Source organism: Flavobacterium sp. IMCC34852 (genome assembly GCF_030643905.1).
Lineage (GTDB): Bacteria > Bacteroidota > Bacteroidia > Flavobacteriales > Flavobacteriaceae > Flavobacterium > Flavobacterium rivulicola.
In genome coordinates this window covers 2486751-2502565 of sequence record NZ_CP121446.1, presented here as the reverse complement: position 1 = coordinate 2502565, position 15815 = coordinate 2486751, and the positions used below count along the sequence as shown (strand labels likewise).

Below are 15815 nucleotides of genomic sequence, written 5' to 3'. Positions count from 1 at the left end.
TACATAATGTTATTATAGGGCATTGAAAAACAAAAAAAACAATAACTACGCTTTTAATGCCCTATAATGCCACATTATGTAAAGAAGCTTTGGAAAAAAAATTACTGGCATGAGTTGCGAAGCGTACGTGTTTTTGTTTTGTGCGTTGGGCAAGCTCTTTGGCTGATGGCGTGCAGGATTTTTCAATTTACGTATAATTTTCTTGCCAACAGGCAAAGTGCTTGATGAGCGTTGGGACAAAAACCATGACAGTAATTTTTTTTGGAGCGTTGGGAAGGAGTGGCAATTTGGATAAAAACATGTCAATTGCTGTCAAAATGGCTTGATTTTAAGTTGTTTGTAAATTAGAAACATTTTTTTATGGTTTTTTTGACAGAAAAAATGTAAGGCACATTATTTGAAAGTACTTGTTAAATAATTCTATATATTTTGATAAAAATATATTAAAATTTTGAAGCTAAAAATAAAATATTAATTAAATAAAATACAAAACATGGCTGTAGCAAATAATCCACAAATTAAATATTATCCAGTAAAAAATGGCGATATGTCCTTAATTACACTAGAAGATAAAACAACTATACTAGTAGATTGTAATATTAAAAACGCCTCAAAAGATGAAAATGATAAATCTGCTTATGATGTAAAGAAAGATTTATTAGACTCAATACAATACAGAAATGGAAATCCATACATTGATGTGTTTATTTTGACTCATGGTGATCAAGATCATTGTTTAGGTTTTAAGGATAATTTTTATCAAGGTAACCCGAAAAAGTATTCAAAAGAAGATAAAGAAAATGGATTAATTATTATGGACGCCATGTGGTTTTCTCCAATGATTGCTGAACAATATACTAATGATAATGAAGATGCATATCAACAAGAAGCTGAAAGAAGATTGGCATTGCATTTAAAAGAAGATGATGATAAAGATTTGCCTGGAAATCGTATTAGAATCATTGGATATGATGGAGATAAAAAATATGCTGAATTAGATTATTTGAGAACCAAGCCTGGAGAAATTGTTACAAAGTTTAATCATGTTGAACAAACTACCTTTTCAGTATTTATTCATGCACCTTTTAAGATACACCTTGATTCACCAGAGAAAGATAAAAATTCAGCAAGTATTGTTTTTCAAGCTAGATTTAAAGAATATTCATGGAGTACTGACTTTTCTTGTTTAGCTATGTTTGGAGGCGATTCTGATCATACTACTTGGGAACAAATATTGGAGCGAACAAAAAGATTTAAAAACGATATTACACATAAAGCGTTGGATTGGGATTTATTTGAAGCACCTCATCATTGTTCTTGGACATTTTTTAATGATACTAGTGAAGAAGAGCCTAAAGCTACTTCATTAGAAGCTTTAGATTATGCTAGACAAGGTGCTTATATAATTGCATCAAGTAAAAAGATTATTAATGATGATGATAATCCACCTCATTATGATGCTAAAAAGGAATATTTAAAAAAGATTGAATCAAAAGAGAAATTTTTAAATACTGCAATTGAGCCTAAAGAATCAGAGCCAAAACCAATCATTTTTGATATTACATCAAATGGGCCTGCAAGAAAAACTAATCAGTCAACTAGCGGAGCATTAACATCATCTGGAGGAAGTGGTGCTGCTTCCACAATAATTTCTCAAGGATAATGCTCTATAGTGATTCTTTAAAAAAATATGAAGGAAAGTTTAAACCTCAAGTTGCGAAAGCTATTCAAGAAATAGAATCTTATTTTAAGAAAGGTTCTTTAAATGTTTTTGAATGGGATAAATTTAATATTGTTATTTCAGCAAAATATGAAGTATCTCTTCCATCAAGAGGTTCTGTCGATAATTTTATATTATCAGAAGAACCTATATTAATAAAAATTTCTTTAGCTAAATATCCTGATGTAGCACCAAGGATTATGTCTGACAGAAAAGATTTTCCAAAGAATAAATTGCCACATTTATACTTTAGCCCAGAAGATAAACCAGCAATATTATGTTTAGTTAGAGATAATTTAAATCAATGGTTTGCAACAGTAACTATTTCAGATTTTTTATTTATTGGTTCTCAATGGTTTTATAAAGCTGCAACAGGAACATTACTAAAAGATAATAATGAATTTGACCCTATCAGATTAGAAAAAAACTATGGTGGTAAACATATTTATAAATACGATTCTTTTCATGAAGTAGTCATAAATAATCAAAGATTTATTCCTGACACCTCCATGGCTTTGTTTTTAAGTTGTCTTTATAAATCTGAAGTATCAAAAAAATATACTTTTAAGTCAATAACTGCAATACCTTATTTAGCTCTTGAAAAAATTAAAGAGCTTGTAAAAGAAACAATGCAGAAACTATTTTCATTAGAAGGTAATAGTGATGTTTTGCCATTATACTCAATTTTAGTTTGGGATTCAGAAATGACAATAGAAAGTAATTATACAACAAACTTACCTTCAAATTATTTTGAACTTAAATCCTATCTAAGTCTTAAAGGAATAGATATTAATAAAATTATTTTAGGTTTAGAAAGTACTAATTTAGATTTTGGAGGAATAATCCCAGTTATACATGCCGTCAAAAGGCCAAAGAAAATTATTGGATACAATGGTGATTTTGAGTTTTTTACATTTGTAATAATAATTCCAGAAAAAGGAATTAAAAATTTGAATGATGACTGTGAAGTATATATGACTTCTCATTCAGAACCTTTTAGTTCAGAATTGGCTTCAATTTTAAGTAATGAAAAAAGAGAAATCAACACATTGTACATAGGTGCAGGATCTTTGGGTTCTAAAATGATTATGCATGATGCCAGAATTGGAAAAAGCTCAATTGGTGCAGTTGATAATGATAATTTAGAACAGCATAATTTGGGAAGACATAACTTGTTTTCAAATAGCATTGGTAAAAATAAAGCTGAAGCAATTATAGATGAAATAAAATCATTTTATGAATTAGATACTACAGAAAAATTAATAGCTTATAATAATCTTATTTCTGAGTTAAATGACGTAATAATTAATAAATATGATTTATTGGTTGACACAACGGCTAGTCAATTAGTTTTGCAAAATTTAATTCAAAAAGAATTAAAATCTAATACTTTGTATGCAAAATGTGAACTAGTTGATAATGGACAGGTAGGACTACTTTATATAGAAGGAAATGAACGAAATCCTAGAATGGATGATTTAGTCAATTATGCATGCTATTTGGCAACAACTAATTCAGAATTAGAAAATTGGCGGAGAGCTGATGCTTTAAGGGAACCAGACACTTTAAATATCGGACTTGGATGTAATTCAATTACTACTGTTATGCCTGATGATTTAATAAGTTTTCATGCCAGTACTTTTTCTCAAATACTTGCTTCAAATCCTAGAGAAAAGTTCGATGAAAATGGTTTGCTTTATTTGAGTGTATCAAGAAAAAAGAATCATTTACCAAAAATATCCAATGAATACTTTGAAGTTAATCCTTTTGAGATTTATGAATGCGGGAATAATAGTGGTTGGACAGTTAGAATGTTTTCAGGATTAAGTAATAGATTATTAAATTTATGTAGTCAATATGGTAGAAAAGAAACAGGTGGAGTTCTGGTAGGTGTAGCTAATTATAAAACTAAAGTCGTTCATGTTTTTGATATAATAGAACAACCTATTGATAGCAATGGATCTCCTGTTGCTTTTACTCGTGGAATTGTTGGATTACCAAAACAAATTGATGAAATTAAGTTGAAAACAGGAGAAGTTATTGGTTATATTGGTGAATGGCATACTCATCCAATGAATTTAGAAACTTTGAGTGGAACAGATTTAAACACTATAGAACTACTTAAAGAAATAAATAAGAAAACACCAATACCAACCTGTGCTATAATAATTACTCAAACAAAAATTTTGCCTTTTATTTATGAATAAAAATGATATAACAAAGAAACGACTTGGATTAGCTTTGTCAGGTGGAGGTTATCGGGCAGCTGCATTTCATTTAGGAGTTTTAAGAAAATTAAATACTCTAAAAATTCTTGATAAAATTGATGTAATATCTACTATTTCAGGTGGTTCTATAATTGGAGCATATTATGTTTTAAATAGAAATAATTTTGAAAGTTTTGAAGCTTCATTTAAACAAAATTTACAAAAAAGTTGTATAAAGAAAATAGTTACTAATTGGAGATTTTTGTTTCCTGTTATATTTTATATTTTTTTTGGTTATATAATATTTTTTGATCCATTTAATTTTAATTTTTCTGCATGGATAATATCAATCTTAGTTGGATTATATATTTTACTACCACTAATATTTCAATTTCGATTTATATCATTTACCTCTTTAAAAATTAAAGCTTATAAAGCTATTTTTTTTGGAGAGAAAACATTATCTGATTTACCAAGTTATCCAATAATTGCAATTAATGCAACTAATTTGTCAACAGGAACACTTTGGACATTCTCTAAAAATAAATCATCAGATTCTAGTTACGAGTTCCCAAAAGATGGCGGAAATTCCATTAAATTTGAATGCGGTGAATTTCCAATAGCAATTGCTGTCGCCAGTAGTACAAGTGTTCCAGTTCCCTTCAATCCAGTTACTATACCTTCAAAATATTTTAAAAATATTGAAGATTATAGTAGAGTAAAACCAATGCTTATTGATGGTGGTCTTTATGACAACCAAGGAATTCATAAATTATCTCAATTTAATTCATCTTATTCATGTGATATAATCATTGCTAGTGATGGTTCTCAACCATTCGGAAAAGAATATAAATCAGGAAATACATTCTCAATTTTATACAGAGGAATTGATGTCATGATGAGAAAAATAAAAAATTTACAATTTATTAGAGATGTTTACAGTTCAGATAGAGAAATAGCCTATTTTTCTCTTGATTGGAAATATGAACAGTGTGTTGTTGAATTTGTAAAAGCTGCAAAAAATAACTTAGTTCCCAAAGATGTATTACTATTTCACCAATTAAATAAAAATGATCTAGAATCTCCCGTAAACGAGATAGTAAAAGTTATTAAAGATAGAATAGGATTAGAAGATATAATTAAAAATGGTCTTAATGAAAAAGAAATAGATTTTATTAGTAAAATAAGCACTAATTTAACTGCTCTTAAAAAAAATCAAATTGATTTATTATCGAAGCATGGTGAAGTATTAACTGAAATTCAAATAAAATTATATTGTCCAACTATTTTTTTATAAAAATACTACCTTTATTGATTATTTTGCAAGTTTAGAGACCGTTTTTTAATTTATAATGGTAAATCAAAACCTAAATGTTTACATATTAATTTTGCTTTTTTAATTGTAGCATCCCAACCACCACAACATTCAGGACTTAAGCAAATTGTGATAACAGCTATGTGCTTTCTTGCCTCGTTAATATTTTTACAAAGTTCTATGATGTATTCATCAGTAAGCATTTGGTATTTTCCATTTTCTGAAGTAGCAAAAAAATAATCTATATCTAAATTTAGAATCCATTTGTTTTCAATTTGGCTCATCCAATATTCAACATTAGTAGAAAGATCTTTAATTTCATATTCACGGTCAATAAAACCTTCGGGAACTGTGCCTTCATTATGTGTAGCAAAGTATTTTATTCCAAATAATTTAGGGTAAACTAGATTTAGATTTCCAATATAATTATCCCATCTGAATAAAGCCGCGTCTTGACTTCCTTTCATTGGTTGTCTTAGTGCTATATATTCATCTAAAGATAGCTTATGTAATTGTACATCAGCTTCAATTATTTGAGTTTTTACAGTATTTGGAAAATGCAATAAATCGTAATGTCTGTCAATATGAAAAAGATTATGTACTTTCTCAACATCAATACTATCCATCCAACACCAACTTGCCGCTAAATGGTTGTCCATTACATAAATGTTTTCATGTTTAAAAACAAAGTTTAATGTGTCATGATGGGAAACACCCAAAGGAAAATTAGGTTCTTTTATCCACATTTTTATAAGTTGTTAAATACTCCTTTTAGTATTAATAATTTTTTTAGCAATTCTTCAAACTCCAATGTTTCACCATAAATCATAAATTCTTGCATGGCTTGATAGTCTTTTTTCCAAAGTTCAGTTACTTCTGCTGGTGGAATAAAATTTATTGTTTGTGGTGTGTGTAAATCATAAGAAATTCCTCTTACAGGTGTATATTTACTTCGGTGTTGGACTAGTGTTTCGAATAGCTCTTTATTTTTTATTGCTTCTTTTCCATAATCGTGGTCCATTAATTTTTCTATATCGTAAAGATGTCTTGACATTCTGTAATGTCTTATGTTTTCGGTTGGCTTTAGAAATTCTTCGTGCAACAACATTATTTTTTCTAAAAAGGTTTTGGTTGGCACTACTACAATTACTTCAAATGGTTGAATTGTAAAAGCTTGTTCCGGATAAATCTGACCAATAATTGATTGAATTGTTTTCTGTTCGTTTGGTTCTAGTAAAGCTCTTGCTCCTAATTCAATGATAACCCTTTGCGGAATGTATTCTCCTGGTTCAACTATTGAGTTGTATTCTAATTCTATGCGATGAGGATCACTAGTATCATCTATTTCATCGTCAAAGATTAAATTATAAGTATCTTTATTTACTCCCAGCTTTTCTAGTTCTGAAATTAATTCCTCTTTAAATTCTCCAACTATAAAATGACCTGAAGCTTTACGAAGTTTTTTTATTTGTGTTTTTGATAACTCGCCTTCAAATCCTAACATAGTTCTATCAATTGATAAGTCAATATCTTCCGAGAAACGTTCTATTAAGTTATAGGCTTTACTTAGTGATGTTCCGCCTTTAAAAACTAAATGTTGTGCAAATTTTGATGAAAATATTGCTTTTAACGTAATGGTTACCCACCAATCTTTTTCTATTGCATCGGTTGGAAGTCCTGTTTGACTATTGACTTGATTTAGTATTTCAAGCCGTCTTTTTTCGGATAGTTTAAGCCACTCGTTCATATTAGTCTTTATTTATTAATTCAAGGATTGTATTTCTAATCCATGTTGGTGCTGCAACACTATCTTCTTTTATGCTTTCAATTGACATTTGGTGCAATACTTTTTTAATTTTTTGTTTAGCATTTTCATCTACATTGTCTTTACCTAACTCTTTTAATCCTTGGATTACAATGTTGAGTTTTTTATCTTTAATGGTCAGGTTTTTGGGAGTGGTTTTTTTGAATGTGATGGTTCTTTTGCCAACTTTAATTTTTCTTGGTGCTCCATCAGTCAAATAGACTACATTCATAGGTACTTGTGTTGATAAGCCAAGTTGTTGCAATGCTTGTACACCTGTAGAAATTATTCTTGCTTTATCTCTTTTTGCTATGGCAACTGCAATTTCTTCGGTTGAAGGGTATAGGGTTCCAAGGATTTTATCGTTTTTGGGATATAGATAAATACCGTGTGCTAAACGAATTAAAACTTCTTTTTTTTCTAATCGCAATAGTACCTTTTTTACATTTTCGGCAGTACCGAACTCTATAAAATCGGCTATAAATAGAATACTTCCTTTTTTTAAAGATTTTATTTTTTCTTCTATTTGATTGTGAATAGATTGTGGTTTCATTTTGATGTTATGTTTGTCCCAAATTTAGTAAAAAAATGGGACAAAAAACATTTGATATAATTATTTTTGTTAAGTAATAGACGTTTTAAAAAATATAAGTATTTATATCTGATATTTTAGAGTGGTTGTTAGAAGAAAAAGACTTGATATATTCATGAAATTTTATTTAATCCCATTCACTTATAAATTCTTCTCTTCTTTCCCTTTCTATGCTTGCTTTTGCATACATTATATTTCTTTCAATGATCTCAATAAAATTAAGGTATTTAATGTCTTTTTGGTCATGGAGAAATTTTAAAACTTTTTCATATTGGGTTAACTCAAACTGTAAATTTGGTAATCTACTTCCCATTGTTACTCCAGCTGATGTATAAAAATCAAGTCTTTTAAATAGCTCAATATCACAATCCTTTTCTAAAATTATTTTAAGAAAATCAAGCATTTTATCTCTATAAATAGTTGTTACAATGTTGAATATTAATTCAATCATTTTATTATCTTTTGTTGCTATTAATTTCTTATTTAAGAAGTCAATTTCTTTTGGACTATAACCTTTAAATGCTTTTGAAATTTCTGAAGCACGATGAAGAAAAATCCTTTTAAACCTAACTAAATAATCAATCATATTGTCAAAAACAACTTCATAGTTATCCAATTCCCACAACCGCTCAAAATCATTGTTATCAAAATCTCTCATTGATAAATAATCTTTTTGATCATAATTGTATTTCAATAAATCAGTTATAAATTTTGGATTGTAAGTCAATATGATTTTTAAAACTTCTAAATCATAGTCAAAGTGTCTTCTTTGATTATCAAAATACAGATAGATTTTTTCAATCTTTTTTAAAAATTTTAAGAATAATGAATTATAATTATCATGAATAATTTTGAAAAATTCACAATGCATGTAGAGATTTTCATAATGTTGAATTTTAAATATTATAACATCAAGTAATTTATCTATTTCAGATTCAACATCTAATTCTATGTCTGGTATTCTTCTTATCAAATGGTCTATAAACCAAACATTTTTATCATCTGACTTACTTATAACTTCGACAAGATAATAATAGTCCTCAACTTTAAGGAATTGTTTTGGAACCCTTGTAAAAAGTTCCATCAAATAGAATTCACCATTTTTAGCAGGTTTAAATACTGATTTTAGTTGATCTAATCTTTCTTCACTATAATCCTGATGAGATAATATTTTTCCAAAATATAAACGGAATGAATAATCATATTTAAGTGCATATTCTAAAACTTCTATAAATAATGGAAAATTTCTACATCCTAAATCTTGAAGTACATCTGATACCGGGCTTAAAACAGTTTCAATACAAGAAGATGACCCACTTTTATTTTCAGAAATGCGATTTAATGAATCGAAAAAATCTTTATAATCTTCAAATTTGAAATCAATAAATTCACTTAATACTGGTTCATCACGTTCAAACTTTCTATCTAATTTTAACCATAAATTAAAATCCTTGGAATAGATAAGCTTTTTAACTTCTTTTCTATATCTAACCTTTGAAAAATGTAATGTTCTTAGATAGTTTTTTATTATCAACGACTCTCTAAATGTTGCTTCTTTGAAATTAGCTAGAAAAAATGGTACAATTAAATTTTTATCAAATGAAATCACACACTTTTCCCTTTCACGTCCGTGAGAATAATGATGTCTTTCAAAAAAAGCCAAAACATGTTCTTTTAACTGTTCTTGTTTATAACAATCGAATATGAAATTAAACAACTTCCTTCTAAATTCCTTTTGAGCATCAGTTAGAATAATACACATATTTCCAAAGTAAATACTTCGACCGTCTCCACCTTGGTTGTATTGGTATGCATCGACCAAAAAAGGGTCTGCAATAAACATTATAATCTTTGAGTAAAGAATTGGGTTTTGCGGAACTTTTGAATATAGAAAATCAAAAAGCTGGATTTGTGCTTGATATCCATACTCGTAACTGTATCTTTCATAAACAAAGGATTGCTTGAAAGCTTTCAAGACTTTGGTGAAAATTAGTGTATCTGAAAGTCCATATTTTATTAATAAATCTAATGCAAATTCAAACTTTTCAGGTATGTTATGAAAATTAACCAAAAGACTAATTAATTTATCATCGTATGATTTTATATGATTGTCTTTGTATAGCTCAAATTTAAGGTAATCGATTTCAATTTGCTTTAGTTGGTTTATCTGTGAGTTTGAGAATACTAAGACTTCGGTTTGCATATAAAACCAGAAACTGTCCAAAAAACGAATGGCCTTGTCATTGTCATTTTTTAGAGTATTCCATTTCGTGTTTAAATCTTGAATTATTAATTCTTTAGTTTCGTTAAAACCATAATTACTGACAATAGGATTTAGCAAACGCATTAATGAAATCTTATGTTCATCAAAATATAAATCTAACAATTGAGTGAAAGGAATATACTTTTCTTTGATGAAAACTAGATAAAAAATATACTCACCTAAAATTTGGTCTGCTACTTTGTATGTTGATTTAAATTCATCAGCTAATTCATTTTCAACTAATAAAGTCAACTTCTCAATAATAACATTATTTTCTATCTTAAAATAATTGCTTATTTCATCAAGCTGTTGACGATTAGCCACATCTATTGACCTGAACATACTCAAGATACCAGCAACTTTTAAAAGTGCTAAATCATCTTTTATAGTAACATTAACCGAAGAAAAATATTCTTCAAGAATTAATGAGGCTTTATTAAGTTTTTCAATGTCTTTATTTATTCCTGCAATTGCTGCCATTAAGGCAATGCGTGGATTACCTTTTGAAATAGAATAAATTCTATCAACATAGTAATTTGTAATATTGTATTCTGGTGATTGAAGAATATTAGACAATTCTGCTTTATCAAAATTATTCAATTCGATTTCCTCAAAATTTTTTAGTTCATTTTCTACTTCTTTTTTAAGATAATTTCTAACAGTTAAAATAATTTTTATTGAGCCTTCATTAAACTCATCTTTGAAATTAACTATTGAAGATAAATTACTTCTTAATTTATTGGCATCATCTACAACAATCAAATATTTTTTGTTCTTTACAATTTGGACTTTTAAATCCTCCCAAATTAATTGATTATTATTTCTTATATATTTGATTATATATTGTGGATTTTCTTTATGAAAGTTACTTGCCAACTCAAGTGAGAATTTGGTTTTTCCGACTCCAGCCGAACCAGTTATAATTAGATAATCTTTAAGTTTTAAAAGATTGTTACTCTTTTCTAAATCATCTTTTCGATTGTAAAAAGCATTTGATAATGGAGTTGCAAATTTTGATTTTTCGTATTGTGTAATGAAATCACTCATTTCTAATATTTGGCCAGAGTCGATAGGCAATCCTAAATCTCTTGCTATTGATGGATAATCTCGAAAAATAATTGTGGAAAATGCATCTATGCCAATTAATTCAAGATCTGCAACATTATTAAATGTGTTTTTGTAATCTGCAATTTCTTTATGAATTATTGTATTAATTTCTTGATTGCAGATTAAAATAATCTTTGATATACTAGCTGTGGGGATATCCTTTTGAGCAAAACAATGTTTGATATCATTTTTCAGCTTTTTTATTAACTCTTTTTTATCGATGGTAGTAACCTCGTTGAAAATAAAATTATCCCCATCAGTAATAAAATTATCAGGAGTTCCTTTTTTTGACTTTTCTTTACCAACCACCAAACCTGTTGCGTTAACTATTGGAAATCTATACGCAAGATATAGTCGGCATAAGTTTGCAAACTTATCTGGATTACATCTTTGAAGTGCTTGTTCTATTGCTGTTATCATTGTAAATCATTAATTTACAAAAATAATCATATTTCTTATGTAGAATTACAATAATCGATGTAAGATTTTAGATTGAACAATTCAATTTGGTTTTCATCGTCTCCTTCTAATTGTCCAATCTCAATAAAAGCAATATCATTGGCAAAAGATTTTTCACCAATTAGATGTTCGATATGAATGTAAACCGCTTCTCTAAGTCTTGGGTTGTCTTTGTGGACAATGTAGTTTTTGAGTAGCACTTTTATTCCTAAATCGGTTGGTTTATTTGGGTTTTCTAATGGGATAAAATACATTTCGCTTATTCGTAAAGTTATGCCGTAATATTCTAGTGGTTTGTCGGTACCGTTTTCGTATTTGGTTAGGTTGGTTTCGGGTTGGAGGAATGCAGTTATTTTCCAACGTTCTACAAGTGGTGCATGATGAACTAGTAATTCAACTTCTTTGAAAAGGTAGGGATTTCCGTTTGCTGTGATGATTAATTCTGCACCGTTTGTTTTGTTTTTATGATGAGGTCTAGATCTTTGTTGTATTGATGTAGTATGTCGAGTAATTTATCGAAATGAATTTTTAGTTCGTCTTTTGAGATTTCGTTTAGCAGTAAGAAAACGAAGTTGTTTTGTTGGAAGTAGTTCCAAAAGTTGGTTATTGTTTTCATGTTGTTCTTTTTTTTAACCGCAAAGAGCACAAAGAAGGCACGAAGTTCGCAAAGCTTTGTTATCTCTTGTCTGGTGTTGATTTATCATAAGCTATCAAGTTTACCATCTCTCTTAATCTGGAGCGAACTCGGTTGCCGTAATGTTTTTCTATTTCTGTGGCGGATAGGTTTGTGGTTATGTGGGTTAGGAGTTTTTTTGAAATGAATAGATCATATCTGCTTAATAGAATTTCTGCCATTACATTGCATTCGTTTCCGAAGTATTTTAGGTTGTTTTCTGTTCCTAAATCGTCAAAGCAATAGGTTCTTGGTTCGGATTGGTATAGTTTGCCGATGCTGTATTTGTGAATTATTTGGTAGCCGTCCTGGATAAATTCAAAGCTTATGTCTCGACAGGGTTTTACGAAAAACTTATGTTCTGTTGCTGTTAGGTATTTCATTAAGTTCATCAATGATGTTTTTCCGCATCCGATTGGTCCAGTTAATAGAATTCCTTTGTTGAGGTTTATTCCATATTGAAAACAAGTTGGTTCGTCTTTTAAGAAATAAGCGATTAGTTTGTATACAATTGGATAATCGGTTTCAATGATTTTGAAATGATTACCGTATAGTTCAATTCCTTTGTTTTCTAACCAAATGATAACCTCATCATAGCTATAATGGCTCTGAATAGTCTTTGTCGGTTGTTGTGTTGAGTTGTTTTGCTCTGTTGGGCTGTTCTGCATTTGAAATAAATTTTGGTGCGTTAATCATCCAATTTTGTGCTGCTGCTTGCCAATCGACCATTGGTGTTTTACCTCCGACTAACCAACCGACACTTTTGAAGTAATTGTAGAATTTTTGAGCTTCTTGTTCCGGAAAGTTATTTTCTTGGAAATAGGTTTTAACTTCTTCGATTAATGGATGTAACTTTTCTTCTTTTTTCGCGGAACTTTTTTCTTCTTTTGAATTTTCATTTTCTAAATTGTAATTATTTATTTCTTCAAAATTTTTTGTGAGCTTTTCCAAGTTTGAAACGTTTTTATCGTTTAAAATGTTTGTATTGTTTATATAGTTTATAGAAGGTACTACTGCTTGTTCAGTACCTGTTTCACTACTAGTACAAGACTTGTTCAAAGCTTGTTCAGAAACAAGTTCAATAAGTGGTTCATTTTTTGGTTTTCTTTCGGATTTTGGTAACGGTTTTAAATCTTCCGAAAAGTTGAATAAAATGACATGACTTCCTTTGAATGGATTGTATGATGGTTCGTAATTGATGTAACCCAAACTATGCAAGTTCTTCAGACATTTGTGATAGGTTGCTTTGGAACTAATTTTACTTATTCTCATCACCTCATCGCGATTTATGCTTATTGGATTTTTGAAGCGGTTGCAGTTCCAAAACTGAAATAAAGCAATGTACAAGCTTACGTGTGTTGGGTTGAGCGTTTTATCAACGGCTACTTTTTCGAAGAAACCTGTTAGGTGTTTGATATAATTCATTTACTAGTGATTAGTAATTAGTGAAAAATGATTAGAAAAGATTGCATTGTTCCTCGCAATGACTTTACTTGAATAGAGTAGGTAAAGCATTAACCTTATTTCCATTTAATAACTTATCAATATCTGAATTGTCGTAGTACATTATGCCGCCTATTTTGGTATAGGTTAGTGTTCCGTTGATGCGGAGATTTTGTAAAGTACCAGGAGAGATGTTTAACAGTTTGCGGACTTCATTGGATTTGAGCCATTGTTTAGTTTGTTGAGGTTTGGATTGAATGATTTCTTTTAAATCGTTCAAAAGTAGACTTCTGAATTCGTTTAAGTCTTCGCGAGTGATAACTTCGATTGCCATAACGTATGTTTTAGATTGTTATGGTACAAATTTGTTTGTTTTGAATAAATAAAACTCACAACGCAAACAGAGTTGTGAACGATTTTATTTAAAATAGGACAAATCTAAAATTAAATTGGTTCGTCAGAATTATTCATTCTTTTCTCTAAAGTTTCTTTTAAAGTATTTAAAAATTTGGTTCTTTCCGTCTTGCGAACTCGAATTTCAAGAAAAGTTCTTCGGTATTGTCCTAAATCAACATTGAAAATATTTTCGAGATATTCAGCTATTTCTTTAAGATCAGTTGATCCATTGTTGAAAACTTTTTCTGATTGTAATGCGTAAAGTAATTCAATTAGTGCAACTTTAGGAGCTGTCCAAGTTAGTTTTGCGTTGTGATTGTGTTGTGATTTTTCTTTAACACTTTTGTTGTTTATTTCTATTAATTTATTTTCTAAATATACTTGTACTAAATCATGTGCCAAAATTTTAGCTACTTTAAAATCATGAGAAGTTGAAAAATTATGATCAACTTCAAAAAAGAAACTATCTATGGTTAGTTTTATATCGAATTTACCACGAACAAAATATTTAAAATCAAGATAGTTATTACCTGTTCTATAATATTTATAAAAGTCTAAATTATTATCGAAATATGTTTTTAGTTTTTGTAATTCGTTGTTGAGGTATTTTTTTACAATTCTTTCACCACCATAAGGTTTTTTTGTTTCGATTTTATAAATTATATTATAGTATATAAATTTTGAAGTAAACTTTGGTTTTATATTTTTGAAAAAATCTATTTCTTGTTCTTGATTTTTAAATTTTTCTTTGAGAAACAAAATTTTAAGTTTTTGAATTGAAACTATTATAATATCAATTGCTTTTTCGCATCGATTAATTGTATCATCAATTTCTATATCTATAAAATTCAGCTGTTCATTTAAGTCTGAAAGTAATGTGTTTATTTTTAAATTCAATTCTAAAATATTTTAAAAACGTAAAACCTCTGTCATAATACCAAAACGGATTGTATTGATTTGATGTTGAAAATAAATATTATAATAATCCATACCATGATAGAATTGAACAAAAAAGCCAATATCTTCTAAGAATTTTGGGTGATAATAGAGAATTAGACTTGCATTTAATCTTTTGGCGTCAAAATAGTTCCAATTATTAAAATTATCTAACATTATTGTCGTTTCAGCTTTAATTGAGAAGTTTGCTCTTTGTTTTTCGTTTGGAAGTGGATTTGTTTTCATAGGAAGTTTATAAGCTAAAAAGGTATTGTGCCATCGCAATCCGCTATATTGACCATGAAGTTCCTCTAACATCCAACTCTTTGGGTGGATTTCAAATGAGCTTTTTATAAATTTGAAAGCTTTCAAGTTTTGACTATATGATGATTTTAAAAATCCAAGTTCTATATAATTAGTTGCAAAGTTTCCTGATTGTAAATTGATATCTCCATTTTCGGTATAGAAATTTCCGTTTTGACCATTCGAATGATGTGCAATTTTACCAAAAAGTGTTAATTTATTGGCTGATTCTTTATGTCCTGTTAGAAAATAAAATGCTATTTGAGGAATATAACTGGGTGTTTTTACTGGATATGAATATTCATCAAACATTCTTATAATGATTTGAGAGGTAAGTACTGCCATTAATCTTGAATCTTTACGTTCTCGAATTTTAAAATTAGGACTAACATTTGCTTCAAATAGTAAGGGTTCTAAATTACCAATATCAAAAGGAAATGTAACATAACTTTCTCCTTGGTTAACTTGTGCTATTTTATCTAAAGATAGAATTGCTGTTGTATCTACTTTAGTTTGAGCTGAAGTTATGGTCGTTATTACAATAATAAAAACTAATACTATATTCTTTTTCATATTTTATTGCTAATTCGTCTATAT

At 28.8% G+C, this 15815-nt stretch carries 14 protein-coding genes; 3 read left to right on the top strand and 11 right to left on the bottom strand.

Annotated elements, in window-relative coordinates:
- The first annotated feature begins 493 nt into the window (after window positions 1–493).
- Genes mblB through P7V56_RS10800 form a run of 3 tightly spaced genes read left to right on the top strand, consistent with a single transcriptional unit; the run spans window position 494 to window position 5224 of the window.
- Window positions 494–1663, top strand: coding sequence for an anti-phage 6A-MBL system MBL-fold protein (mblB, locus tag P7V56_RS10810; protein WP_171221832.1), 1170 nt, complete (start codon window positions 494–496; stop codon window positions 1661–1663).
- Complete coding sequence (gene cap2-3, locus P7V56_RS10805) at window positions 1663–3927, top strand: anti-phage 6A-MBL system cap2_3 protein (protein ID WP_171221831.1); 2265 nt, start codon at window positions 1663–1665, stop codon at window positions 3925–3927. Before mblB ends, cap2-3 begins: the two co-directional genes overlap by 1 nt.
- Entirely contained in the window at window positions 3920–5224 is a 1305-nt protein-coding gene (locus tag P7V56_RS10800; protein WP_171221830.1) for a patatin-like phospholipase family protein, read from the top strand. Before cap2-3 ends, P7V56_RS10800 begins: the two co-directional genes overlap by 8 nt.
- 50 nt (window positions 5225–5274) lie before the next feature.
- Here the strand turns inward: P7V56_RS10800 and P7V56_RS10795 are convergent, their stop codons facing one another.
- From P7V56_RS10795 to P7V56_RS10745, 11 genes are all read right to left on the bottom strand, one after another.
- The gene (locus P7V56_RS10795; RefSeq protein ID WP_171221829.1) at window positions 5275–5988 is read right to left on the bottom strand and encodes a peptide arginase family protein; all 714 of its coding nucleotides are present in this window, start codon (window positions 5986–5988) and stop codon (window positions 5275–5277) included.
- 2 nt (window positions 5989–5990) lie between these two features.
- Window positions 5991–6989 (bottom strand): nucleotidyl transferase AbiEii/AbiGii toxin family protein, encoded by a 999-nt coding sequence (locus P7V56_RS10790; protein ID WP_171221828.1) that lies wholly within the window; start codon window positions 6987–6989, stop codon window positions 5991–5993.
- 1 nt (window position 6990) lies between these two features.
- Window positions 6991–7599 carry a DUF6088 family protein gene (locus tag P7V56_RS10785; protein WP_171221827.1) on the bottom strand — a complete coding sequence of 203 codons (609 nt, stop codon included), beginning with the start codon at window positions 7597–7599 and terminating at the stop codon, window positions 6991–6993.
- Between the two features lie 166 nt (window positions 7600–7765).
- Complete coding sequence (locus tag P7V56_RS10780; RefSeq protein ID WP_171221826.1) at window positions 7766–11428, bottom strand: nSTAND3 domain-containing NTPase; 3663 nt, start codon at window positions 11426–11428, stop codon at window positions 7766–7768.
- A 35-nt stretch (window positions 11429–11463) separates the two neighbouring features.
- Window positions 11464–11721: a hypothetical protein gene (locus tag P7V56_RS10775; protein WP_171221825.1), complete on the bottom strand. Its 258-nt coding sequence runs from the start codon at window positions 11719–11721 to the stop codon at window positions 11464–11466.
- 182 nt (window positions 11722–11903) lie between these two features.
- Window positions 11904–12083: a hypothetical protein gene (locus P7V56_RS10770; RefSeq protein ID WP_171221824.1), complete on the bottom strand. Its 180-nt coding sequence runs from the start codon at window positions 12081–12083 to the stop codon at window positions 11904–11906.
- 59 nt (window positions 12084–12142) lie between these two features.
- Window positions 12143–12808: a P-loop NTPase family protein gene (locus P7V56_RS10765; RefSeq protein WP_171221823.1), complete on the bottom strand. Its 666-nt coding sequence runs from the start codon at window positions 12806–12808 to the stop codon at window positions 12143–12145.
- Window positions 12738–13565, bottom strand: a complete 828-nt coding sequence (locus tag P7V56_RS10760) for a transcriptional regulator (RefSeq protein ID WP_171221822.1) — start codon at window positions 13563–13565, stop codon at window positions 12738–12740. Before P7V56_RS10760 ends, P7V56_RS10765 begins: the two co-directional genes overlap by 71 nt.
- A gap of 64 nt (window positions 13566–13629) precedes the next feature.
- Window positions 13630–13917 (bottom strand): helix-turn-helix domain-containing protein, encoded by a 288-nt coding sequence (locus tag P7V56_RS10755; RefSeq protein ID WP_064715049.1) that lies wholly within the window; start codon window positions 13915–13917, stop codon window positions 13630–13632.
- 110 nt (window positions 13918–14027) lie between these two features.
- Window positions 14028–14876 carry an RteC domain-containing protein gene (locus P7V56_RS10750; protein WP_171221821.1) on the bottom strand — a complete coding sequence of 283 codons (849 nt, stop codon included), beginning with the start codon at window positions 14874–14876 and terminating at the stop codon, window positions 14028–14030.
- 12 nt (window positions 14877–14888) lie between these two features.
- On the bottom strand, window positions 14889–15791 hold the full coding sequence (locus P7V56_RS10745) for a hypothetical protein (protein ID WP_171221820.1): 903 nt from the start codon (window positions 15789–15791) through the stop codon (window positions 14889–14891).
- Between the last annotated feature and the right edge of the window lie 24 nt (window positions 15792–15815).

Excerpts from the sequence above, each read along its gene's own strand:
- cap2-3 (WP_171221831.1), top strand. The coding sequence starts at position 1,663 with ATGCTCTATAGTGATTCTTTAAAAAAATATGAAGGAAAGTTTAAACCT.
- mblB (WP_171221832.1), top strand. The coding sequence starts at position 494 with ATGGCTGTAGCAAATAATCCACAAATTAAATATTATCCAGTAAAAAAT.
- P7V56_RS10780 (WP_171221826.1), bottom strand. The coding sequence starts at position 11,428 with ATGATAACAGCAATAGAACAAGCACTTCAAAGATGTAATCCAGATAAG.
- P7V56_RS10760 (WP_171221822.1), bottom strand. The coding sequence starts at position 13,565 with ATGAATTATATCAAACACCTAACAGGTTTCTTCGAAAAAGTAGCCGTT.
- P7V56_RS10755 (WP_064715049.1), bottom strand. The coding sequence starts at position 13,917 with ATGGCAATCGAAGTTATCACTCGCGAAGACTTAAACGAATTCAGAAGT.
- P7V56_RS10770 (WP_171221824.1), bottom strand. The coding sequence starts at position 12,083 with ATGAAAACAATAACCAACTTTTGGAACTACTTCCAACAAAACAACTTC.
- P7V56_RS10775 (WP_171221825.1), bottom strand. The coding sequence starts at position 11,721 with ATGTATTTTATCCCATTAGAAAACCCAAATAAACCAACCGATTTAGGA.
- P7V56_RS10785 (WP_171221827.1), bottom strand. The coding sequence starts at position 7,599 with ATGAAACCACAATCTATTCACAATCAAATAGAAGAAAAAATAAAATCT.
- P7V56_RS10745 (WP_171221820.1), bottom strand. The coding sequence starts at position 15,791 with ATGAAAAAGAATATAGTATTAGTTTTTATTATTGTAATAACGACCATA.
- P7V56_RS10790 (WP_171221828.1), bottom strand. The coding sequence starts at position 6,989 with ATGAACGAGTGGCTTAAACTATCCGAAAAAAGACGGCTTGAAATACTA.
- P7V56_RS10795 (WP_171221829.1), bottom strand. The coding sequence starts at position 5,988 with ATGTGGATAAAAGAACCTAATTTTCCTTTGGGTGTTTCCCATCATGAC.
- P7V56_RS10765 (WP_171221823.1), bottom strand. The coding sequence starts at position 12,808 with ATGCAGAACAGCCCAACAGAGCAAAACAACTCAACACAACAACCGACA.
- P7V56_RS10800 (WP_171221830.1), top strand. The coding sequence starts at position 3,920 with ATGAATAAAAATGATATAACAAAGAAACGACTTGGATTAGCTTTGTCA.